6 protein-coding genes are annotated in these 22,771 nt (G+C 71.4%); 3 read left to right on the forward strand and 3 right to left on the reverse strand.

The window, feature by feature from the left end:
• The first annotated feature begins 148 nt into the window (after nucleotides 1-148).
• The 3 genes from IG196_RS21670 to IG196_RS21680 all read left to right on the forward strand — a co-directional run bounded on the left by IG196_RS21670 (nucleotide 149) and on the right by IG196_RS21680 (nucleotide 4,412).
• On the forward strand, nucleotides 149-727 hold the full coding sequence (locus IG196_RS21670) for an RNA polymerase sigma factor (protein WP_099791583.1): 579 nt from the start codon (nucleotides 149-151) through the stop codon (nucleotides 725-727).
• On the forward strand, nucleotides 724-1,761 hold the full coding sequence (locus IG196_RS21675; RefSeq protein WP_192192960.1) for a FecR family protein: 1,038 nt from the start codon (nucleotides 724-726) through the stop codon (nucleotides 1,759-1,761). The genes IG196_RS21670 and IG196_RS21675 overlap by 4 nt, the downstream gene beginning before the upstream one ends.
• A 203-nt stretch (nucleotides 1,762-1,964) precedes the next feature.
• Nucleotides 1,965-4,412 carry a TonB-dependent siderophore receptor gene (locus tag IG196_RS21680; RefSeq protein WP_192192961.1) on the forward strand — a complete coding sequence of 816 codons (2,448 nt, stop codon included), beginning with the start codon at nucleotides 1,965-1,967 and terminating at the stop codon, nucleotides 4,410-4,412.
• A gap of 92 nt (nucleotides 4,413-4,504) precedes the next feature.
• Here the strand turns inward: IG196_RS21680 and IG196_RS21685 are convergent, their stop codons facing one another.
• Genes IG196_RS21685 through IG196_RS21695 form a run of 3 tightly spaced genes read right to left on the reverse strand, consistent with a single transcriptional unit; the run spans nucleotide 4,505 to nucleotide 22,764 of the window.
• Entirely contained in the window at nucleotides 4,505-11,899 is a 7,395-nt protein-coding gene (locus IG196_RS21685) for an amino acid adenylation domain-containing protein (RefSeq protein ID WP_225616759.1), read from the reverse strand.
• Nucleotides 11,900-19,663: a non-ribosomal peptide synthetase gene (locus tag IG196_RS21690; protein WP_192192962.1), complete on the reverse strand. Its 7,764-nt coding sequence runs from the start codon at nucleotides 19,661-19,663 to the stop codon at nucleotides 11,900-11,902.
• Nucleotides 19,660-22,764 (reverse strand): non-ribosomal peptide synthetase, encoded by a 3,105-nt coding sequence (locus tag IG196_RS21695; protein WP_192192963.1) that lies wholly within the window; start codon nucleotides 22,762-22,764, stop codon nucleotides 19,660-19,662. Before IG196_RS21695 ends, IG196_RS21690 begins: the two co-directional genes overlap by 4 nt.
• Nucleotides 22,765-22,771: the final 7 nt, after the last annotated feature.

Raw genomic sequence — 22,771 nt, forward strand, 5'->3', positions numbered from 1 at the left:
AATGCTTCGGTGATACACTCAATAAGAATAGTTCTTATTCACCCCATCCCCGGGGTCACCGAAGCCAGCGCCCTCGCCTCCTCTTCACCGGCGCGCTCCAGCCATCGGCCCAGGGGTCTTTTGTCGATGCTTGCGAGAAGGCGACCGGATGCGCGACCTCGTCCAGGAACTTGTGTCTCACTGCGCGGACTTGCGCCGGCAGCTCACGCGCGACCTGCGCGACCCGCACCATGCGGCCGACATTGCGCAGTCGAGCTTCGAGCGCGTGTACACGCACACGCTCGGCCTGCGTGACGGCGCCGCCATCGAGTCGCCGCGTGCCCTGCTGTTCCGCGTGGCGCGCAACCTGTGCATCGACGAAGCGCGCCATCGCAAGGTGGCGCAGGAGTGGGCCGTCTCGCATGCCGTCGTGGGCACGCACCTCACGGCCCCGTCGTCCGAATACGTCGTGGCCCAGCACCGCGTGCTGCGCCGCGTGGTCGAAACCATGGAGCAGCTGCCGCCGCGCCGGCGCGAGGTGTTCCTGCTGTTCCGCGCCTATGGCCACTCGCGCGCCGAAATTGCGCAGCGCCTCAACATCACCGAGATGGCGGTCGCCAAGCACCTGCTGCGCGCCACCATCGATTGCTCGCGCGTGTTCGCCGAGCTGCGCCAGGAACTGATCGAGCCGCAGGCGGTGAACAGCCACGCGGGTTTCGACACGGCACTGGCTGAAGATTTCTCATGACCGTGGCGGCCCCTGCGGTCGTTCCGCGTGAACGGCTGATCGAACGCGCGCTCGCGCTCATCGTCGAGGACGAGATCGCGCCGCCGAGCCCCGCCGCCAACAGCGCCCGGCTCGCGCTCGACCAGTGGCGCACCCGCTCGCCCGAACACGCCGCCGCCGTGCGCGAGGCACGCGAGCGCTGGAACGCCCTGGGCGGCATGGCCGACGACCTGCGCGCGCACTTCGACGAACCCACACCCGCACCGGTGCCGCGCAACCCCTCGCGCCGCAAGATGCTGCTGTCGGTCGCCGGGCTGTTCGGTGCCGGCGTGGTCGCGGGGCGCGGCGTGCAGTGGTACTGGCAACAGCCGGTGTTCCAGTCCGCCTACCGCACGCCCAACGCGCGGATGCTGAAGGTCACGCTGGCCGATACCGCGGATGCATCGGCCAACGGCATCGGCAGCCGCCTCGACCTCGCCCCGCAAAGCGCCGTCGACGTCACGCTCTACCGCCGCCGCCGCATGGTCGACATGGCACGCGGCGAAGTCCGCTTCGATGTGGCGCCCGACGCCGACCGGCCCTTCGTGGTGCGCACGCGCGAAGCCCTCATCGAAGTCGTCGGCACCGCCTTCACCGTGCGCGACCGCGGCGGCCCGATCACCGTGGGCGTCGAGCACGGCCATGTGCGCGTGCAGGTGCTGCGCCACGCCGGCACCGAGCGCAGCGGCGAGGTGGTCGACCTGCGCGCCGGCGACATGCTCGAGGTGCGCGACGGCCACGCCGACCCGGTGCGCCAGGCCGACACCGCCGCCCTCTCGGCTTGGCGCGACGGCTGGCTGGTGTTCGACAACACGCCGCTGGGCGATGCGCTGGCCGCAGTCAACAGCTACCGCAACGCGCCCATCGTGGGCGCCGACGCCCGCATCGACGCGATGCGGCTCTCGGGGCGTTTTCGCACCAACGACTCGGCCGGCCTGCTCGACGCGCTGCCCGCCATCCTGCCGCTGGTGGCGGTCACCCGTCCCGACGGCAGCGTGAGCCTGCAGGCACGCTGACCCCGGTGCGCCCCCAGGCGCGCCCGTTCCTTTTCAGTTTTTTTCGACCCGCATCGACGCGGCGGCCGACGGCGTGTCACGGGCCTGTCTCTCTTTTTCGAGTTCAAACGTCTTACATCCAGAAGCACCCCGCATCCGATCGACGGATGCAGCGCGCCCCGGTTTTCATGTCGCACCGATTTATTTGTCTGGAGCCTTCCCCCATGCGTTTCTCGCCCCGCCACCGACTCCTGAGCGCCGCGCTTGCCGCCGCCTTCGGAACCGCCCTTGCCAGCTGGAGCGGCCTTGCCGCCGCCCAGGGCACCGACCAGGCCGCCGCCCCAGCGCGCGACATCAACGTGCCCGCCCAGCCGCTGGGCGCCGCGCTCAACGAGCTGTCGCGCCAGACCGGCGTGCAGGTGCTCGCCGCGGGTGACGTGGTCTCGGGCCTGGCCGCACCGGCCGTGTCGGGCCGCCTGAGCTTCCAGCAGGCGCTCGACCGGCTGCTGGCCGGCAGCGGCCTCGTGGCGGTGCGCAACGGCCCCATGCGCGTCACCATCCAGCGCCAGAGCGCGGCCAGCGCCTCGACGCTGCCCGCCGTGACCGTGGCCGCGCAGGCCTCCACCGACGGCACCACCGAAGGCACGGGCTCGTACACCACGCGCGCCGCCGCCGGCGCCACGCGCATGGACCTGTCGCTGCGCGAAACGCCGCAGTCGATCAGCGTCATCGGCCGCCAGCAGATCGACGACCAGAACCTCGTCACCCTGGACGACGTGCTGCGCCAGACGCCCGGCATCGTGGCCGACCGCAACGACGAGCGCGTGACTTTCTCGTCGCGCGGCTTCGCGCTGAGCACCATGATCGACGGCGTGCCCACGCTGGGCTTCAACAGCGTGGCCGGCGAGTCGAGCATGATCAGCACCGCCTTCTACGACCGAGTCGAAGTGATCCGCGGCGCGGCCGGCCTGCTCAACGGCGTGGGCTCGCCCGGCGGCGCCATCAACCTCGTGCGCAAGCGCCCGACCTCCGAGTTTGCCGGCCACATCTCGGGCGGCATCGGCTCCTGGAGCCGCTACAACGCCGAGATCGACGTGGGCGGCCCGCTCAACGAGGCCGGCACCGTGCGCGGCCGCTTCATGGCCTCGCGCACCGACGGCAAGAACTTCATCGAGAACAAGAAGCGCACCGAAGACGCGCTGTACGGCATTCTCGAAGTCGACCTCGCCGCGGGCTCCCGCCTCTCGGTAGGCTTCGAGCACCAGAAGACCGCCATAGCCGGCGCCAACTACGGCCAGAGCCCGCTGTTCTTCAGCAACGGCCAGCGCACCAACCTCCCGCGCTCGTTCAACTCCAGCACCCCGTGGAGCTACTGGGACATGTACAGCGACAAGCTGTTCGCCAACCTCGACCAGCAACTGGGCGGCGGCTGGCAGCTGAAGGTCGATGCCAGCTACCTCAAGAGCAAGCGCGAGCGTGCCTCGGGCGACCTGAGCATCTACCGCGCCATCAACGAGCGCACCGGCGCCTCGACCATCGACATCCGCGAGAACCCCGCCGAAGGCGCCAACAAGGCCCTCGACGTGCACCTGAAGGGCCCGTTCGAGGCCTTCGGCCAGACGCACGAAGCCGTGGTGGGCATGAGCTACAACACCTACGACGCCACGGTCTACACGCGCGGTGCCGTGCCGCGCATGATCGACCGCCGGCCGCTGAACTTCTACCAGCTGCAGAGCTTCCCCGAGCCGACCTCGTTCTCGTACCCGCTGTACACGGCGCCGTCGAGCACCACCGAAAAGGCCATCTACGCCTCGACCCGCCTGCGGCTGGCCGACCCGCTGTCGGTGATCATCGGCGCGCGCGGCACCTGGTACAAATCCGATGCGTCCACGCTCGACTGGACCACCTGGCGCCGCACCGGCGTGAGCTCCATGCGCGAGAACGGCGTGGTCACGCCCTACCTGGGCGTGGTGTTCGACGTGAGCAAGGAACTCTCGCTGTACGGCAGCTACACCGACATCTTCCAGCCCAACACGGTGCGCGACCGCAACAACTCGCTCATCGCACCGCAGCGCGGCAAGAACATCGAGCTGGGCCTGAAGGGCGAGCACTTCGGCGGCAAGCTCAACACCAGCGCCGCGATCTTCAAGACGCGCGAGACCAACCTCGCCGTGATCGACCGCGACGCCGGCTCTCTGCTGCCCGACGGCGGCATTCCGTACCGCGCGGTGCAGGGCGCCAAGAGCAAGGGCTTCGAGCTCACCGCCGCCGGCGAAGTGCTGCCGGGCCTGCAGATGCTCGCGGGCTACACCTACCACGCCAAGCGCGACACCGACGGCGTGCTGCTGAACCCGCAATACCCGCGCCGCCTGTTCCGCGTGAGCACCAGCTATCGCCTGCCCGGCGAATGGAGCAAGCTCACCGTCGGCGGCAGCGTGAGCTACCAGAGCGGCATCTATTACGACGAGTTCAACGAACTCGGCCGTGCCTCGCAAGGCGGCCTGACGCTGTTCGGCCTGATGGCGCGCTACGACATCAACAACCGCCTGAGCGCGTCGCTGCACATCGAGAACCTCGGCGACAAGCGCTACTACAACGGCCTGGGCGCCTACAACGGCTACACGCAGGGCAACCCGCGCAACGCCTGGCTGAAGCTCAGCTACAAGCTCTGAGACCCAACGAATTGAATTAGGGCGGCACCGGCAGAAGGGTGCCCTTGACGCACGACCCGGCTTCCGGGTCGTGCGTTTTTTATGCCCGGGCCTCAGGCCGCGAGGGCCTCGGCCTCGCCCAGTCGCTCGCCCAGTTGCGCCAGCAGCACCGGGCTGCGCAGGATCGCATGGTGGTCCTCGTCGAGCGCCGTGGCGCCCGCGAGGTCCGGCTGGCCCAGCTGCAGCGCGAGCGCGGCGCGGTCTGCCGCCGGGCGCCGCGCGATCCACCAGCACTCGGCGCGGCAGCGCAGCGGCACGAGGGCTTCGGTCTCGATCGCCTTCAGCTGCTGGCTCGTGAGGAAGATGCGGGCCAGTTCATCGTCGGGCAGGTTCGCATGGGCCGGCATCTCGAGCGCATCGCCGCGGGCCTGCGCTTGCGCGCGGGCCTGTGCGATCAGCGTGGCCACCGTGGCTTCGTCGCTGACGAAATCGTCGATGTCCAGCAGCCCTTCCAGGCGCGCCGCAGGCCAGGCCGAGGCAACGAAGTAGGCGAAGTCGCGGCGGCCGTCGTCGTCCACCGTCTGCATGCGCGCTTCGGGCTCGGGCACATAGGGATCGACCAGCCCGAGAAACGCCACGGCCTGCCCTTCGGCTTCGAGCCGCGCCGTCACGGCCGCAGCGAGCGCGCCGCCGAGCGACCAGCCCAGCAGGTGGTACGGCCCCTGCGGCTGCACAGCGCGGACCATGCGGGCGTAGTCGTCGGCCATGCGCGCCAGCGACACATCGCGGTGCACAGGGTCGGCGAGCATGCGGCACGGCAGGCCGTACACGGTGCGCACGCCCTGCAGACGGCGTGCCAGCGGCGCGTAGTCGTACACCGTGCCCAGCGCGGCGTGCATGCAGAACAGCGGCGCCGCACCGGGCACCACGGCGTTCAGGGCGACCAGCGACGGCGCATCGGCACGCCCGCCCAGCAGCCCCGCGATGGTCGGCGCGCGCAGGAAGTCGTGCAGCTTCAGGTCGAGCGCGGGCAGGCCCAGGCGGCGTGCCTGCGCCATCACCTTCAGGCTCAGCAGCGAGTCGCCGCCGAGCTCGAAGAAGTTGTCGTCGCGGCCCACGCGTTCCACGCCGAGCACTTCGGACCAGATGCGCGCGAGCGCCTGCTCGGCGGTTCCGCGCGGCGCGTCGTAGCCGTCGCCACCGGCGAACACCGGCGACGGCAGCGCATGGCGGTCGACCTTGCCGCTCAGGTTGAGCGGCAGCGTGTCGAGCACCACGATCGCAGTCGGCACCATGTGTTCAGGCAGCAGCGCCGCAAGGCTCGCACGCAGCCGCGAAGGCTCGATGCGCTCGCCCGCCAGCGGCGAGACATACGCCACCAGCCGCGCGCCGCCCGCGCCCTGGCTGGCGACGACCACGGCTTCGCGCACCTGCGGCAGCGCCAACAGCTGCGCCTCGATTTCGCCCAGTTCGATGCGAAAGCCGCGGATCTTCACCTGGTGGTCGATGCGCCCGAGGTAGGCCATCTGACCGTCGCTCTCCCAGCGCACGAGGTCGCCGGTGCGGTAGAGCCGGCCGCCCGGCGCACCGAAGGGGTCGGCCACGAAGCGTTCCGCGCTCAGGCCCGCGCGCTGCAGATAGCCGCGCGCCAGACCATCGCCGCCCAGGTAGAGCTCACCAGCCACGCCGGGCGGCACCTGGTTCATGGCGCCGTCGAGCACATAGGCCGTGCGGTCGCCCACGAGGCGGCCGATGGGCATGTAGGCCGCATCGAAGCCCTCGCCCCTCGCGGCCTTGGCGATCATCGGCGTGATCACCGTTTCGGTCGGCCCGTAGCCGTTGACGATGCGCGGCGGCTTCAGCACCGACTGCACCAGCGCGAAGCTGGTGCGCGGCATCGCCTCGCCACCCACGGTGTAGGAGCGAATCGGCAGCCGGCTCGCGGCCTCGCCCATCAGCTCGGCCATCTGGTGCAGGTAGCCGGGCGTGAAGCAGGCAATCGTGATGCCGTGACGGGCGATTTCGGCGCAGGTGCGCTCCACCGGCCAGACCTCTTCGTCGCGCGGCATCAGCGCCGCACCGAAGGCCAGCGGCACCCAGGTGCGCTCGTGCGCACCGTCGAAGTTGATCGACGCGAACTGCAGCTCGCGGTCCTCGGGCGTCATGCCGTAGGCCTCGCCGATGGACTGCACGTGCATCGCCAGCGGGCCATGCGCCACGGCCACGCCCTTGGGCTTTCCGGTCGAGCCCGAGGTGTAGATCACATAGGCCAGATGTTCGCGATGCACCGCCACGCCGGGGTCGTGCGAAGGTCCGTTCGACAGGTCGAGCGTGTCGAGCGTCAGTGCCTTCACCTCGGGCATGCCGATGCGGTCGAGCACGACGGCATCGTCGGCCAGCAGCAGCGCGACGCCGCTGTCTTCCACCATGTAGGCCAGCCGCTGCGGCGGGTAGGCCGGGTCGAGCGGCACATACGCGCCGCCCGCTTTCAGGATCGCGAGCAGCGCCACGACCATGTCGGCCGAGCGCCGCACCGCGAGGCCCGCGCGCACTTCGGGCCGCACGCCCGCGCGCACGAGGTGGTGCGCCAGCCGGTTGGCGCGTGCCTCCAGCGCCCCGTAGCTCAGCGTGTGGTCGCCGAAGATCAGCGCCGTGGCTTCGGGCCGCAGCGCAGCCTGGCGTGCGACCAGCACGTGCACCGGTGCGGTGTGCTGGTAGGCGGGCGTGTTCTCGCCCCAGGCCTGCAGGCGCTGCGCCTCGTCGGCGGTGTACAGGTCGAAGGCCGCGACCGGGTGCGTGGCCGCTCGCGCGAGGTCGTCGGCCACGCGGCGCACTGCGTCGTGCATGTACTGGCACACGCGCGCGGCACCGACCGATGCATCGACCTGCGCGGTCAGTGCGAAGCCGTCGGCGCGTTCGTTCACCGACAGCGCGAAGGCGTAGTTCGAACGCTCCTGCGCACCGAGCGTCTCGATGCCTTCCCAGCCGCCCGCATCGGCACCCGCATCGGGCGCCTGCGCCACATAGCGGTAGTTCAGCAGCGTCGAGAACAGCGGCGTGCCCTTGGGCACCGCGCTGCAGCGCTGCGCGAGCGACAGGCTCGCGTGCTCATGGTGCAGCAGGCCGGCCAGTGCGGCGTGCGTCTGCCGCACGCAGGCCAGCGCATGGCTGCGGCCCAGCGTCACGCGCAGCGGCAGCGTGTTGATCATCATGCCGAGCGCGCGCCCTGCGCCCTCGCCGCCTGCGAGCCGGCCGAACAGCACGGTACCGAACACCACGTCGTCCTTGCCCGTGGTCTTGGCCAGCACCAACGCCCACGCCAGGTGGAACAGCGTGGCAGCGCTCACGCCGCTGCGCTGGGCCTGCGCGCGCACGGCCTGCGCCAGCGCCGCGTCGAGTTCGAGGTGCGCTTCTTCCACGGCCGTGCCGTCGCCGCGCGCATCGAACAGGTCGAAGGGCGCGGTCGGTTCGCGCACGTCGCCGAGCATGCGGCGAAAGAAGGTCTCCTGCTCGGCCACGTCGGCACCGAGCCGTGCCTGCGCGACAAAGCTGCGGAATGGCACGGGCGCGGGCAATGCATCGGCACGGCCCTGCAGCAGCAGCGTGATTTCCTCGACCAGCAGGTCGCGCGAGACGTGGTCGAGCGCCAGGTGATGGCTTGGCAGCTGCAACAGCCAGCCGCCGCCCGTCGCATCGTGCGCGGCGATGGCGCGCAGCATGGGCGCGCGGCGCACGTCGAGGCGGTAGTGGCCGGGGCGCACATGGGCTTCGAGCTGCGCGGCGACATCGCCTGCGGCGGCGTCGATCGGCAGCCATTCGATCTCGGCCGGCGCGTGGCGGTGCACCACCTGCACCGGCTCCGCCAGCCCCTCCCACAGCACCGCCGTGCGCAACATGTCGTGGCGCACGATGACGCGGTTCAGGCAGTCCATGAACGCGTGCAGCCGCGCCTGGCTGTCGAAGCGCATCTGCAGCGACTGCACGTAGACGTCGCCCTCGGCCTGCATCAAGTGATGGAACAGCAGGCCTTCCTGCAGTGGCGCGAGCGGGTAGATGTCCTGGATGTTGGCCGCGCCACCGGGCACGGCGGCTTCGATGCGGCGCAGCTGCGCGTCGTCGAGCGTCACCAGCGGCAGCATCTGCGGCGTGAGCAAGGTGCAGCCATCGGGAATCGCGTTGTCAGGAACCGCCGGCGCCGGGCGCGACGACGCGCCGGCCTCCAGCGTGGCGCGCGCGAAGTCGGCAAAACGCGGGTTCTGGAACAGCGTGCGCACCTGCGCACCGAAGCCCTGCCGGCGCAGCCGCTCGAGCAGCTGCATGGCCAGCAGCGAGTGTCCGCCGAGTTCGAAGAAGTTGTCGTTGCGGCCCACGCGCGGCGCGCCGAGCACCTCGGTCCACACGGCCGCCATCGCCTCCTCGGCCGCGCCCTGCGGCGCTTCCCAGGTGTCGGCTGCAGCGGCGAACACCGGCTCGGGCAGCGCGGCGCGGTCGACCTTGCCGTTGGCGTTCAGCGGCAGCGCCGCGAGCACGGTGATCGCCGACGGCACCATGTACTCGGGCAGCACCTGCGCCAACCCGTCGCGCAACGTGAAAGCATCGACCGGCCGCTGCGCATCGAGGCTCGACACGTAGGCCAGCAACAGCGCGCCGCCCGCACGCTGGCGCGCGACCACCACGGCCTCGCGCACGCCGGGCTGCGCGCGCAGACGCGCCTCGACCTCGCCGAGTTCGATGCGAAAGCCCCGCACCTTCACCTGATGGTCCAGGCGCCCCAGGTATTCGAGCTGCCCGTCGGCGCGCCAGCGCACGAGGTCGCCGGTGCGGTACAGGCGCCCACCCTCCGTGTCGAAAGGGTCGGCCACGAAGCGTTCGGCGCTCAGGCCGGCGCGGTTCAGGTAGCCGCGCGCCAGGCCCGAACCGCCGAGGTACAGCTCGCCGGCCATGCCGGGCGGCACCAGGTTCATGTCGGTGTCGAGCACCACGGCGCGGCGGTCGCCCACGGGCGCGCCGATGGGCAGGTAGGCCGCGTCGAAGGCGGTGCCGGCATAGGCCTTGGCGATGGTCGGCGTGATCACCGTCTCGGTCGGGCCGTAGCCGTTGATGAGGCGCGGCGGTTGCAACGTCTGCATCACGCGCTCGCAGGCCACACGGCCCATGGCCTCGCCGCCGACGGTGTACGAACGCAGCGTGGGCACGCGCCCTTCTTCGCCGAGTTCGTCGGCCATCTGCTGCAGGTAGCCCGGCGTGAAGCAGGCGACTGTGATGCCGTGGCGCCGCATCTCCTCGCGGCTGCGGTGCACGGTCCACAGCTCCTGGCTGCGCGGCATCAGCGTGGCGCCGAAGGCCAGCGGCGTCCAGATGCGCTCGTGCGCGCCGTCGAAGTTGATCGACGCGAACTGCAGCTCGCGGTCTTCGGGCGTCATGCCGTACGCGCGGCCGATGGTCTGGATGTGCATGCTCAGCGGGCCATGCGCCACGGCCACGCCCTTGGGCTGGCCGGTGGAGCCCGAGGTGTAGATCACATAGGCCAGGTGCTCGGGATGCACCGCGACATCGGGCGCGCCGTCGGGGCCGCTGTCGAGCACGCCGCCGTCGAGCAGCAGCGCGGGCAGCGCCTGCATCGAGGCGCCCAGCCGCTCGCGCACGCGCGCCTGCGTGAGCAGCAGCCGCACGCCGCTGTCGGCCGCCATGAAGCCGAGTCGGTCGGGCGGGTAGTCGGGGTCGAGCGGCACGTAGGCTGCGCCCGCCTTCAGCACGCCGAGCAGCGCCACCACCATCTCGGGCGAACGCTCCACCGCGAGGCCGATGCGGTCCTCGGGCTGCACGCCCTGCGCGATGAGCGCGTGCGCGAGCCGGTTGGCGCGCACGTTGAAGTCGCGGAAACTCATCGGCACGCCGTCGACGATCAGCGCCGTGGCTTCGGGCCGCAGCGCGGCCTGGCGTTCGACGAGCCGGTGCACGGGCACCTCGTCCCAGGCGGTGTCCCGGCCCTCGCCCCATTCGCGCAGTTGGGCGTGTTCCTGCGGACCGAGCAGTGCCACCTCGCGCAACGTGCGCGTGGGGTCGTCGGCCAGCTGGCGCAGCACTGCGATGTAGTGCGCGGCCATGCGCTCGATGGTGGCGGGTTCGAAGATCGCACGGGCGTAGGTGAAGCTCAGGCCGAGCGTGCCGTCGGCCTGCTCCAGCGTGTCGAGCGCGAGTTCGAAGGGCGCCGCCTGTTCGTCGAGTTCGCAGGGTTCAATGCGCAGGCCTTCGAGCCGGTCGAGCGCGCCCAGGTCCTGCTGCCGGTGGTTGAAGATCACCTGGAACAGCGGCGGGTGGCTCAGGCTGCGCTCGGGCTGCAGCGCCTCGACCAGCTGTTCGAACGGCAGGTCCTGGTGCGCCTGCGCACCCAGCGCCGCCTCGCGCGCCTGCGCCAGCGCCTGGGCCAGCGTGGTGTGACCGGCCAGCTCGGCACGCAGCACCTGCGTGTTGACGAACAGGCCGAGGATGCCGGCCGTCTCGGGCCGGTCGCGGTTGGCCACAGGCACGCCGAGCCGGATGTCGCCCTGGCCCGTGTAGCGGTGCAGCAGCGCCTGGAAGCCGGCCAGCAGCACCATGAAGAGCGTCGCACCCTCGGCGCTCGCGCGGCGGCGCAGCGCCTGCGTCAGCTCGCCCGGCAGGTCGAGGCGGTGGCGCGCGGCCAGGTACGGGCCCTGCGGCGGACGCGCGCGGTCGGCAGGCAATTGCAGCAGCGGCTGCTCGCCGCCGAGCCGCTCGGTCCAGTAGGCGAGCTGACGCTCGCCCTCGCCCGCTTCGAGCCAGTTGCGCTGCCAGGCTGCGTAGTCGGCGTACTGCAGCGCGGGCGCGGCGAGCACGTTAGCGTCGTTCCCGTGGCGGTGCGCCTGGTACAGCGCACCGAAGTCATCGACCAGCAACTGCATCGACCACCCATCGGACACGATGTGGTGCATCACCAGCACCAGCAGGTGCGCGGTCTCGCCGGTGTGCAGCAGGCCCACGCGCAGCAGCGGGCCGCGCGACAGATCGAAGGGCATGCGCACGAGGCGCGCGGCCTCGTCGCGCACCTGCGCGGGGTGGGCGCGCAGATCGGCTTCGCGCAGGTCGAGCACGGCCTCGGGCGACACGGTCTGCTGCGGCACGCCGTCGTCGCTCACGCCGAAGCGCGTGCGCAGCGACGGATGCCGCACGACCAGCGCCTGCAGGCTCGCACGCAGCGCCGCAAGGTCGAGCGCACCGTGCAACGTGAGCGCCGCCGAGATGTGCTGCGCGGTGCTCTCGGGGTCCATCTGCCAGAGGAACCACTGGCGCGCCTGCGCGTACGAGGCGGGCCGCGGCGCGCCAGGCACGGCGGCCGGATCGGGCACGATCGGCAGGCGGCCGAAATCGATGCCCTGCGCACGAAGCGCGGCGATGAATTCCTTCTGCCGCGCCGGTGGCAAACCTGCCAGCCGTTGGGCGATGGCCCTGCCGCGTTCGCTGCTACTGCTGCTAGTGCTACTGCTCACTCAACCCCCCAGACTTTCCAACAATGCATCCATGCGATCGAGGTCGCTCTCGGCCTGTGCGGCCTGCTGCGCCTGCGCCGGCCCCTGTGCGTCGAGCGCCTGCGCGCACGCGGCCAGGTCGGGCAGCTCGAAGTAGCGCTGCAGCGGCAGGTCGATGCCCATCTGCGCCTTGACCTGCTGCCGCAGCTTGAGCACCGCGAGCGAGTGCCCACCGAGCTCGAAGAAGTTGTCGCCGCGCCCCACGCGCGGCAGCCCCAGCACCTGCGCCCACAGACCCGCCAGCGCGGCTTCGGTGGCACCCTGCGGCGGCACATGGGCGCGCTCTTCCGCCGCTTCGGGCGGTGGCAGCGCCTGCCGATCGACCTTGCCGTTGGCGTTCAGCGGCAGCCCCTGCGGCATCGCGACGATGACGCTCGGCACCATGTAGTCGGGCAGCGCCGCCGCCAGCCCCGCACGCAGCGCCGCCGGCAGTAGCGGCTGGCCTTCGGCACCCGCGGCATACGCCACCAGGCGCGCGCCGCCCGGCCCTTCCTGCGCCAGCACGAGGGCCTGTCGCACGCCGGGCTGCGCGAGCAACTGCGACTCGACCTCGCCGAGCTCGATGCGAAAGCCCCGCACCTTCACCTGGTGGTCGAGCCGGCCGAGGTACTCGAGCTGACCGTCATCGCGCCAGCGCACGAGGTCGCCGGTGCGGTAGAGCCGCCCGCCTTGCGCATCGAACGGGTCGGCGACGAAGCGCTGCGCCGTCAGGCCGGCGCGGTGCAGGTAGCCGCGCGCCAACGCCTCGGCGCCCACGCACAGCTCGCCGGCCACGCCGACCGGCACGGGCTGCAGGGTGGCGTCGAGCACGCGCAGGCGCGCGCTCGATGCGGGCGTGCCGATGGGCGGCAGGTCGTCAAGGCCTGCACCGTCGAGCACGAACTCGCTCACCACGTGCGTTTCGGTCGGCCCGTACTGGTTGATGAGCCGGCACTGCGATTCGCGCGCCAGCCATTCGGCCAGCGCGGGCGTGCGCTTGAGCTGCTCGCCCGCGGTGACGATCTGGCGCAGCGCCGGCAGCCGGCGGCCCGAGGCCAGCGACTGTTCGGCGAAGTGCTGCAGCACCGAGAAGGTCAGGAACATGCGCTCGACGCCTTCGCGGTGCACCAGGTCTTCGAGCGCATCGAGGTCGAGCCGCTGCGCGTCGGTGGTCTGCACGAGGCAGCCGCCGCCGGCCAGCCCGCTGACCATTTCCTGGAACGCCACGTCGAAGCACGGCGACGCGAACAGCAACGTGCGGCTCGCGCCCGGCAGGCGGTGCAGCTGCCACGCGATGAGGCGCGCGACCGCATCGTGGCGCATCGCCACGCCCTTGGGGCGACCGGTGGAGCCCGAGGTGTAGAGCACATAGGCCAGCTGTTCGCCATGCACCGGCACCGCCGGGTCGTGGTCGGGCCAGGCGGCGATGTCGTCGTCGGTTGCGTCGAGGTCAAACGCCAGCCGCTGCACGCTCGCTGCGTCGGGCAAACGCGGCATCAGCGCGCGGCGCGTGAGCAGCAACGTGGCACCGCTGTCCTCGACCATGTAGGCCAGCCGCTCGGTCGGGAACGCCGGGTCGAGCGGCACGTACGCACCACCGGCCTTGAGCACGGCGAGCAGGCCCACCACAGTTTCCGCCGAGCGATCGACCGCGATCGCGACCGGCATGTCGGGCCGCACGCCTTGCGCGATCAGCCGGTGCGCCCAGCGGTTCGCGAGGCGATTGAGCGCGGCGTAGGTGAGGCGATGCTCGGCCGTGACCAGCGCCAGTGCGTCGGGATTGATGCGGGCCTGTTGTTCGATGAGGTGGTGGACGGGCACGACTGTTTCCGGTGTGAACGCACCGCGCGACCAGTGTGACAACCGTTCGCGCTCGGCCGCATCGGCCAGCGCCAGTTGGCCCACGGCTTGCGCCGCATCGCCAGCAAGCGCCAGCAGCGCCGCGCGCAACTGGCCCACGAGCGCCGCGGCCTGCGCGCCGTCGCACACGTCGAGCGCATGCACGAGGTCGATGTGCAGCGCCGCGTCGTCATGCACCATCAGCGTCAGCGGGTACGAGGTTTCTTCCTGCGTGTGCACCGCACCGAACGTGAGGCCCGCCGCCGCGTCGTCGCGCAAGGCCGCATCGACCGGGTAGTTCTCGAACACCACCAGCGTGTCGAACAGGCCCTGCCCGCCCATCCCGGCCCAGGCCTGGATCTCGTGCAGCGGCGTGTGCTCGTATTCGCGCGATGCGACCTGCGCCGCCTGCAGTTCGCGCAGCCAGTCGCCCACGGGCTGGCCGGGCTGCAGGCGCGCGACCACGGGCAGCGTGTTGATGAAAAGGCCCAGCATGCGCTCGGCACCCGGCATCTCAGCGCTGCGGCCGGCGACGGTGGCGCCGAACACGACAGTGCCGGTGCGCGTGCGCTGGCTCAGCAGCAGCGCCAAGGCGGCCTGCACAAACGTGTTCAGCGTGACGTGTGCGGCGCGCGCGGCTTCGCGCAGGCTGCGCGTGGTTTCGGTGTCGAAGGCCAGGCGCTGGCGGGCCTTGCCGGGACGCGGTGCAACGGGCGGCACCAGTGCGGTCGCAAGACGCGTCGGCTCCTCCACGCCGGCCAGCACACTGCGCCAATGCGCCTCGCCAGCCTGCGCGTCGCGCGCCGCGAGCCACGCGATGTGGTCGCGGAATCGTCCGGGTGCGGGCTCGCCGGCCTGCCCCGCGTAGCTGCGCAGCACCTCGGCCAGCAGCTGCGCCACGCTCCAGCCGTCGAGCAGCAGGTGGTGGTAGGTCCAGACGAGGTGATGCCGCTTCGCCTGCGTGCGCGCCAGCGCGATGCGCATCAGCGGCGGGCGTGCCAAGTCGAAGCCGCTCGCGCGCTGCGACGCGGCCAGCCGAGCCAGCGCGCACTGCACGTCGGCGCTCTCGCGCAGGTCTTTCACCGCCCACGGCATCTCGGCGCTGCGCGCCACCCATTGCAGCGGCGCGGCGCCATCGGCCAGGAAGCCGCTGCGCAGGACTTCGTGGCGCGCCAGCACGCGCTGCCATGCCGCGTGGAAGCGCTCGGCATCGAGGCCGTCGATGTCCATGCACAGCTGGTTGATGTAGGCCTCGCCCTGCGCATCGACCAGGCTGTGGAACAGCATGCCGGACTGCATCGGCGACAGCGGATAGAGGTCTTCGAGTTGCGCCACGGGCAGCGGCAGCGCGTCGAGCTGCGCGGCGTCGAGCCCGGCCAGCGGGAAGTCCGACGGCGTGACACCGGAAGCGCCCGAGGTGCAATGCGCGATCAGCGCTTCGAGTTCGTCGCCGAAGCGATTCACCCAGCGCTGCACATCGTCGGACGCATGCCGCGCCGCGCTGAAGTCCACCGTCAGGTGCAGCGCACCGTCGCGCATCTGCGTGTTGACGCTGAACTCGTGCAGCAGCGGCGCGCTCGCCGCGACGGGTTCGCCCGCGTCTTCGGGTGCAAGCGACCATGCGGCCTCAACCGCACCGTCGACCTGCCCCAGGTAGTTGAAGACCAGCTGCGGGCGCGGCAATGCGCGCAGCGCCTGCTGCTGTACGTCCGTACCCAGGTGCATCAGAACGCCATGGCCGAGCCCGCGTTGGGGCACGCGGCGCAGGTCTTCCTTCACGCGCTTGATCGCGTCGCCCCACGCGCCCAACGGATCGAGCCGCACGGGGAACAGGCTCGTGAACCAGCCCGTGGTGCGCGACAGGTCGAGCGCCTTCTCCGCCGGCAGGATGTCTTCGCGGCCGTGGCCTTCGAGCAGGATCGCCAGCTGCGCATGCCCGCTCCAGCCGCACAGCGCGCGGCCGAGCGCGGTGAGCAGCAGGTCGTTGACCTGCGTGCGGTAGGCAGCCGGCGCCGCCTTGAGCAGCGCCTGCGTGCGCTCGCGGTCGAGCTGCCACGCGATGCTGGTGCGGCGCGCCACCGTGTTCACGCCCTCGGGGCGCGCGCAGGGCAGCGCGACCGGCACGTCAGCGAAGGCCTGCCAGTGCGCGAGTTCGCCGTCCATCGCGGCAGCCTGCACCTGCAGCGCGTGCGCCCAGGCCTGCAGGCTGGCACTCTTCGGCGGCAGCGCGACCGGTTGGCCATCGCGGCACTGCGTGTACGCGGCAGCCAGGTCGTCGAGCAGGATGCGCCACGACACGCCATCGACCACGAGGTGGTGCGCGGCCAGCAGCAGGCGCCAGTCGCCGCCCGGCAGGCGGATGACCAACGGACGCAGCAGCGGCCCGTGCGCAAGATCGAGGCTGCGTTGCGCCTCGTCGCACAGCGCAGCGATCTGCGCGGGGTTCGCCGCATAGCGCACCCAGAGCCATTCCTCGCGCCAACGCGCCGGCAGTGCCTCGTAGGCCTGTTGCCAGTGGCCATCGCCTGCCTGATGGAAGCGCAGGCGGAACGCATCGTGGTGCTGCACCACGGCCGCCAGCGCGGCTTCGAGCGCAGACAGCACCAGCGGCTCGCGGCTTTGCAGCAGCAGCGACTGGTTCCAGTGATGGCGCTCGGGCATGTCGGCTTCGAAGAACGCAGCCTGGAAAGGCAGCAGCGGCACCTCGCCCTCGGCTGCCGCTTGCTCGGCCTGCACCGCAGCGCCCACGGGTTCGGCCACCGCCGCCTGCCCCGCGACGGTCTGGCGCTCGAACATCTGGCGCGGCGTGAGCTTCCAGCCCGCCGTGCGCAGCCGCGACACGATCTGCAGGCTCAGGATCGAATCGCCGCCGAGTTCGAAAAAGTTGTCCTGCCGGCCCACGCGCGGCAGGCCGAGCACCTCGACCCAGACGGTGGTCAGCGCCTGCTCGACCGCGCCTTCGGGCACCTCGTAGGCCTGCGCCCCGCTGCGCTCGGGTTTGGGCAACGACTTGCGGTCGATCTTGCCGTTGGCGTTGAGCGGCAGGGCCGGCAGCACGCACAGCAGCGCCGGCACCATGTACTCGGGCAGCACTTCGGCCAGCCGCGCCTTGAGCACGGCCGCATCGACCGCCGCATCGGGCTGCGGCGACACATAGCCGACCAGCCGCGCGCCGCCCGGGCCTTCGTCGGCCACCACGACGGCCTCGCGCACCTGCGGCTGCGCCAGCAGCTGCGCCTCGATCTCGCCGAGTTCGATGCGGAAGCCCCGCACCTTCACCTGGTGGTCGATGCGGCCCAGGTAGGCCAGCTGGCCGTCGTCGCGCCAGCGCACGAGGTCGCCCGTGCGGTACAGGCGCTCGCCGGTGTCGCTGAACGGGTCGGCGACAAAGCGCTCGGCCGTGAGGCCCAGCCGGTGCAGGTAGCCGCGCGCCAGGCCGATGCCGCCCAGGTACAACTCGCCGCCCACGCCCGGCGGCACGGGGTTCAGGCCCGCATCGAGCACGTAGGTCTTGCAGCCCGCGATGGGGCGGCCGATGGCGACGTGGTTCAGGCCGTCGGCGCGGCAGGTCCAGTGCGTCACGTCGATGGCCGCTTCGGTCGGGCCGTAGAGGTTGTAGAGCCCCGCGCCCGGCAGGCGCTCGAACACCTTCGCCTGCGCCTCGGCGGGCAGCGCCTCGCCGCTGCAGACGATGCGCCGCAGGCTGGCGCAGGCCTCGATGCCGTCGTGCGCCAGGAAGGCCTGCAGCATCGAGGGCACGAAATGCAGCGTGGTCACGCCGTGCGAGCGGATCAGCTCGACCAGGCGTGCCGGCTCGCGGTGGTCGCCGGGTGCGGCGACGACGAGGCGCGCGCCCTGCATCAGCGGCCAGAAGAACTCCCACACCGACACGTCGAAGCCGAACGGCGTCTTCTGCAGCACGGTGTCGGCGTTGCCCAGCGTGTAGGCGTCCTGCATCCAGGCCAGGCGGTTGTACAGCGCGTTGTGACGGTTGGCCGCGCCCTTGGGGCGGCCCGTGGAACCCGAGGTGAAGATCACGTAGGCGAGGTTCTCGCCATGCAGCGCGACCTGCGGGCAGGCGGTGGATTCGGCCGACAGGTCGAGCGCATCCAGTGCCAGCACCTGCACATGCGCCGCCACCGGCAGCGCCTCGCGCAGGTGCGACTGCGTGAGCAGCAAGGTCACGCCGCTGTCTTCGAGCATGTACGCGATGCGTTCGCGCGGCAGCTCGGGGTCGATGGGCACATACGCGCCGCCGGCCTTCAGGATCGCCAGCAGCCCCACGACCATCTCGACGCTGCGCTCGGCCGCGATGCCCACGGGCATGTCGGGCCGCACGCCGAGGCCGATCAGCCGATGGGCCAGCGCGTTGGCGCGCGCGTCGAGTTCGCCATAGCGCAGCACCGTGTCGCCGAACACCAGCGCGACCGCCTCAGGCCGCTCGCGCGCCTGCGCTTCGATCAGCTGGTGCACGGGCTGCGTGTACGGGCGGTGCGGCAGGTTCTCGCTCCAGCCGCGCAGCCGCGCCTCGTCGTCCGCATCGGTGAGCACGAGGTTCGCCAGCACGCGGTCGGGGTCGTCCGACATCGCCTGCAGCACGCGCTGGTAGGCGCGCACCAGGCGCTGCGCGGTCGTGGCGTCGAACAGGTCGGTGTTGTATTCGAGCCGACCGCGCACGCCGTGCGGGTCGATGTAGAAGTCCAGCGACAGGTCGAACTTGGCGCCCGCGTCGTCGAACTCTTCGAGCTCGGCGCGCACGCCTGCGAAGTCGAGCGCGACGGCCTCGCCGGCCATCTGCACGCCGAACATGGCCTGGAACAGCGGGCTGCGCGCGGGGTCGCGCCGGTCCTTGCGGCTGGCCAGCAGCACCTCGAACGGCAGGTCGGCATGGTCGAGCGCGGCGAGTGCGTCGGCGCGCACCTGCCGGCACACCTCGCGCAGCGTGCGCCGGGGCGCGAGCCGCGCGCGGAACACCTGCGTCGTGATGAAGAAGCCCAGCAGGTCCTGCACCTCCTCGCGATGGCGCCCCGCGTTGGGCACGCCGATGGCGAAATCGTCCTGCCCGCTGCAGCGCGACAGCAGCACCTGCCAGGCCGCGAGCAGCACGACAAACGGCGTGCAGCGTTCGGCGCGGCAGAACTTCTGCAGCGCTGTCGCCAGGGCCGGCGGCAACTCGAAGCCGAGCGCGGTGCCGGCGAAGGTCTGCTGCGCGGGGCGCGCACGGTCGGTCGGCAGATCGAGCGAGGGCACCTCGTCGCCGAGGTGACGGTTCCAGTGCGCGAGCTGCGGCGCGAGCACCCCGCCCTGCACGCGGGCGCGCTGCCACACGGCAAAGTCGGCGTACTGCACAGGCAGCGACGGCAGCTGCACCGGGCCGTCGCTGCGCAGTGCCAGCGCGTAGGCCGCGCCGAGATCGCGCGCCAGGATCGGGTTCGACCAGGCATCGGACACGATGTGGTGCAGGCAGACGGCCAGCACGTGCCGGTCGTCTGCGAGCTTTGCGAGCCGCGCCACCAGTGCGGGCGCACGGCCCAGGTCGAACACATGCGTCGCCGTGCGGCGCACGAGCGCGTCGACCGCGGCCTGTTGTGCGTCTTCGCTCTGCTCCGAGAGGTCGATGCGTTCCAGCGCGAAGGGCACTTCGGCCTGCACCACCTGCATCGGCACGCCGTCGTTCTCGACGAAGTGCGTGCGCAGGATCGCGTGGCGCGCAACGACCGCCTGGAACGCACGCGCCAGCGCATCGGCGTCGAGCGCACCGGTCAGCCGGAACACACGCGGCAGGTTGTAGGCCGTGAGCCCGGGCTCGAGCTTCTGCAGGAAGCACAGCTGCTCCTGCGCATACGACAGCGGCACCTCCTGGCCGTCGTGCACGGTGCGGGTGATCTCGTCCATGGCGATGCTCATGCGGCCTCGCCCACGGATTCGTCGGCCAGGTCGCGCTGCCGGTGCGTCTGCGCCAGCTGTTCGAGTGCAACCGCATCGGCGCTGGCTTCGCGCAGCACGGCGGCGAGCGCCGCGGGCGTCGGGTGGTCGAACACCACGCCGGCCGCCACCTCGACCTGCAGCAGCTTGCGGATGCGCGCCACCAGCTTGATGACCTGCAGCGAGTGGCCACCGAGTTCGAAGAAGTCGTCTTCCACGCCGACCGGGCCGCTGCCCAGCAGCGTGGCCATGCCGTCGGCGAGCAGCGCTTCGAGTGCGTCGCGCGGCGCGGCGATGGTGCGCCGTGGCACTTCGGCCGGGGCCGACGCCGCCAGCGCGAGCCGGTCGATCTTGCCGTTCGGCAGGCGCGCAAACGCGCTCACCGCCGTGCAGCTCGCGGGCACCATGTGCGCGGGCAGCAGCGCGGCCAGCTGTTCGCGCAGCGCGCGGCCGTCGGCCGCCTCGCTGTCGCCGACGAAGAAGGCGGCGAGCGTGGTCGCACCGGCCGCATCGGGCACGGCCAACACGACCGCCTGGCGCACGCCGGGCCGCGCCAGCAGCGCCGCCTCGACCTCGGCCGGCTCCACGCGGTAGCCGTGGACCTTCACCTGATGGTCAGCGCGCCCCGCAAGCCGCAGCCCGCCTTCAGGCAGCACCCACGCGAGGTCGCCCGTGCGGTAGAGCCGCTCACCGGCGCGGAACGGGTCGGCGACGAACACATCGCCGCCTTCCTGGTTCGCGCGGTTCAGGTATCCACGGCACAGCTGCGCACCGCCGATGTAGACCTCGCCCAGCCCACCGGCCGGCACGAGGCCGCGCCACGCATCGAGCACGCGCACGCGGTTGTTCGCGAGCACGCGCGTCAGCGGCAGTTGCTCAGGCACGGGCGCACCGGCTTCGACGGCGTGCACCATGACGCCGACCGTGGCCTCGGTCGGCCCGTAGTGGTTGTAGATGGCGCACTGCGGCGCCAGCCGCGCAATGCGCTCGACCAGCGCGCGCGGCGCGGCCTCGCCGCCCAGCACCAGCGTGCGCGGCAGGCAGGGCGTGGCGCTTTCGAGCAGCGCTTCGAGGTGCGAGGGCACGATCTTCAGCGCGTCGATGGCGTGTGTGCGCATGAAGTGCGCGAAGGCCTCGGCGTCTTTTGCCTCGTGCGGTGCCGCCACGACGAGGCAGGCGCCGTTGTAGAACGCGCCGAACAGCGCTGTGTTGCCGAGGTCGGCCGCCACCGAACTGGTGAGCGCCCAGCGGCGGCAGGTGCCGAGCTGCATCGCCGCCGAAGCGGCTGCCACGTAGTTCTGCAGCTGACCCTGCTCGACGGCCACGCCTTTGGGTGTACCGGTGGAACCGGAGGTGTAGAGCACGTAGGCGAGGTCGCTCGGTGCGGCGATGTGCGATGCGGCTTCCGCCTCAGGCAACGTGGCCGTATCGGGCAGCGCCGCGTCGATGGTGAAGACGGGCTGCGCGTCGACCAGCACCGCTGTACGGCGCGCCTCAGGCCAGTCGGGGTCGAGCGGCAGGTAGGCTGCGCCCGTGCGCCAGACGGCGAGGATCGCCACCGGCAGGTCGAGCGCACGCGGCAGGTTCAGCGCGACGATGGCGCCAGGTGTCACGCCCTGCCCTTGCAGCCAATGGGCGACGCGGCCGATGCGCTGGTCGAGTTCGCGGTAGTTCAGGCGTTGCTCGCCTGCTTCGAGTGCAGGCGCCTCGGGCGTTTCGGCGGCCCAATGGGCGATGCGCTGCGTGACGGTCTGCGTGCCGACATCGGCCACGGCTTCCTGCGACTGCAGCAGCAATTCGCGTTCGCGCGGGCCGACCAGCGGCAGCGCGCCGAGCACGGTGTCGGGGCGTTCGACGACAGCGTTCAGCAGGCAGAGGTACTGCATCAGCAGGCGCTGCGCCGCCACCTCGCTGTGGCGCGCGGCATCGGCGTGCAGCGACAGCGCGGCACCGTCGGCATCCCACGCGACCTGCAAGGCGAGTTCGAAAGCCTGCAGCGGCCCCGGCAGTGCAGCCAGCTGCCATTGCGGATCGATGCCGTGGCGACGCGACCGTTCGTGGCACGCGAAGCCGACCGCGAGGTGCGCGCCGATGCTCTGTGCATCGACGGCCCAGTACTCCTGCGCCTCGACATGCGCGGCCAGCGTGCCGTCGAAGTTGTCGAACCAGTCGGCAAAGCGTGTCTCGGGCGTGGTCTCGACGATGAGCGGCAGCACCTTGTCGAACACGCCGACCGCGCCCTGCATCGGCGGGTAGTCGCGGCGGCAGTCGTGCTGCCAGCCAGCAGCGAAACGGCCGGTGCCGTCCAGGCGCGCCAGCAGCAGCCACCAGACGGCCTGCAGCAGCGTGTCGGGCTGCGCGCCCAGCGTGTCGGCGCAGGCGGCGATGCGGCCTGCGAAAGTGGCGTCGATGGATTCGTCGGCACGCACGCGCGCGACCTGCTCTGCGACACCGGCCTGCCGCCCGGCGAGGCGCGGCGGCGTGAGCGCGGAGGCTTGCGCGAGGTAGCGCTGCCAGTAGACCCGGCCCTCGGCGGCGTCTTCGCCGTCGAGCAGGTCCTGGCGCCAGGTCACGAAGCGCGCGTAGGGGAACACCTCGGCCGCATCGAAGCTGTTCGCGTCAGCGAAGGCCGTCGCGATCTGGTCGAACAGGTGCTGCAGGCTGCCCCGGTCGCCAACCCAGGCATGGACGGAAAGCGCCAGCGTGTGGCGTGCTTCACCGGTGCGTGCGAGCCCGGCATGGACCATCTCGCCGCGTGCGATGTCCAGCGGCGCGGCTTGCACGTTCGCCAGCCATTCGGTCAACGCAGACTCAGGCGCATCGCGCAGGTCGGCGCTCGCCCAGGCCAGCGGCGCCATGACCTCGGTGTACTGCTGGCGCAGACCGCGGTAGCCCGGCACCGCGCGGATGGCGCTGCACAGGGCGCCGTGCGCACCCAGCACGCGTGTCACGACGTCGCGCAGCCGCGTTGCGTCGAGCGCGCCCTCGATGTCTGCGCGCAGCAGCAGGCGCGGCGCATCGGCCGGCACCGCGCGTTGTTCGGGGCTCAGCGGAAAGGTCGTGTCGTCGAAGTGTTCGGTCATGGTCGTC

The sequence above is a fragment of the Variovorax sp. 38R genome (assembly GCF_014843395.1).
Lineage (GTDB): Bacteria > Pseudomonadota > Gammaproteobacteria > Burkholderiales > Burkholderiaceae_C > Variovorax > Variovorax paradoxus_H.

What these genes read in the sequence shown, in the direction of transcription:
- IG196_RS21670 (WP_099791583.1), top strand. Translation starts at nt 149, where the DNA reads ATGCGCGACCTCGTCCAGGAACTTGTGTCTCACTGCGCGGACTTGCGC.
- IG196_RS21675 (WP_192192960.1), top strand. Translation starts at nt 724, where the DNA reads ATGACCGTGGCGGCCCCTGCGGTCGTTCCGCGTGAACGGCTGATCGAA.
- IG196_RS21680 (WP_192192961.1), top strand. Translation starts at nt 1,965, where the DNA reads ATGCGTTTCTCGCCCCGCCACCGACTCCTGAGCGCCGCGCTTGCCGCC.
- IG196_RS21690 (WP_192192962.1), bottom strand. Translation starts at nt 19,663, where the DNA reads ATGAGCATCGCCATGGACGAGATCACCCGCACCGTGCACGACGGCCAG.
- IG196_RS21695 (WP_192192963.1), bottom strand. Translation starts at nt 22,764, where the DNA reads ATGACCGAACACTTCGACGACACGACCTTTCCGCTGAGCCCCGAACAA.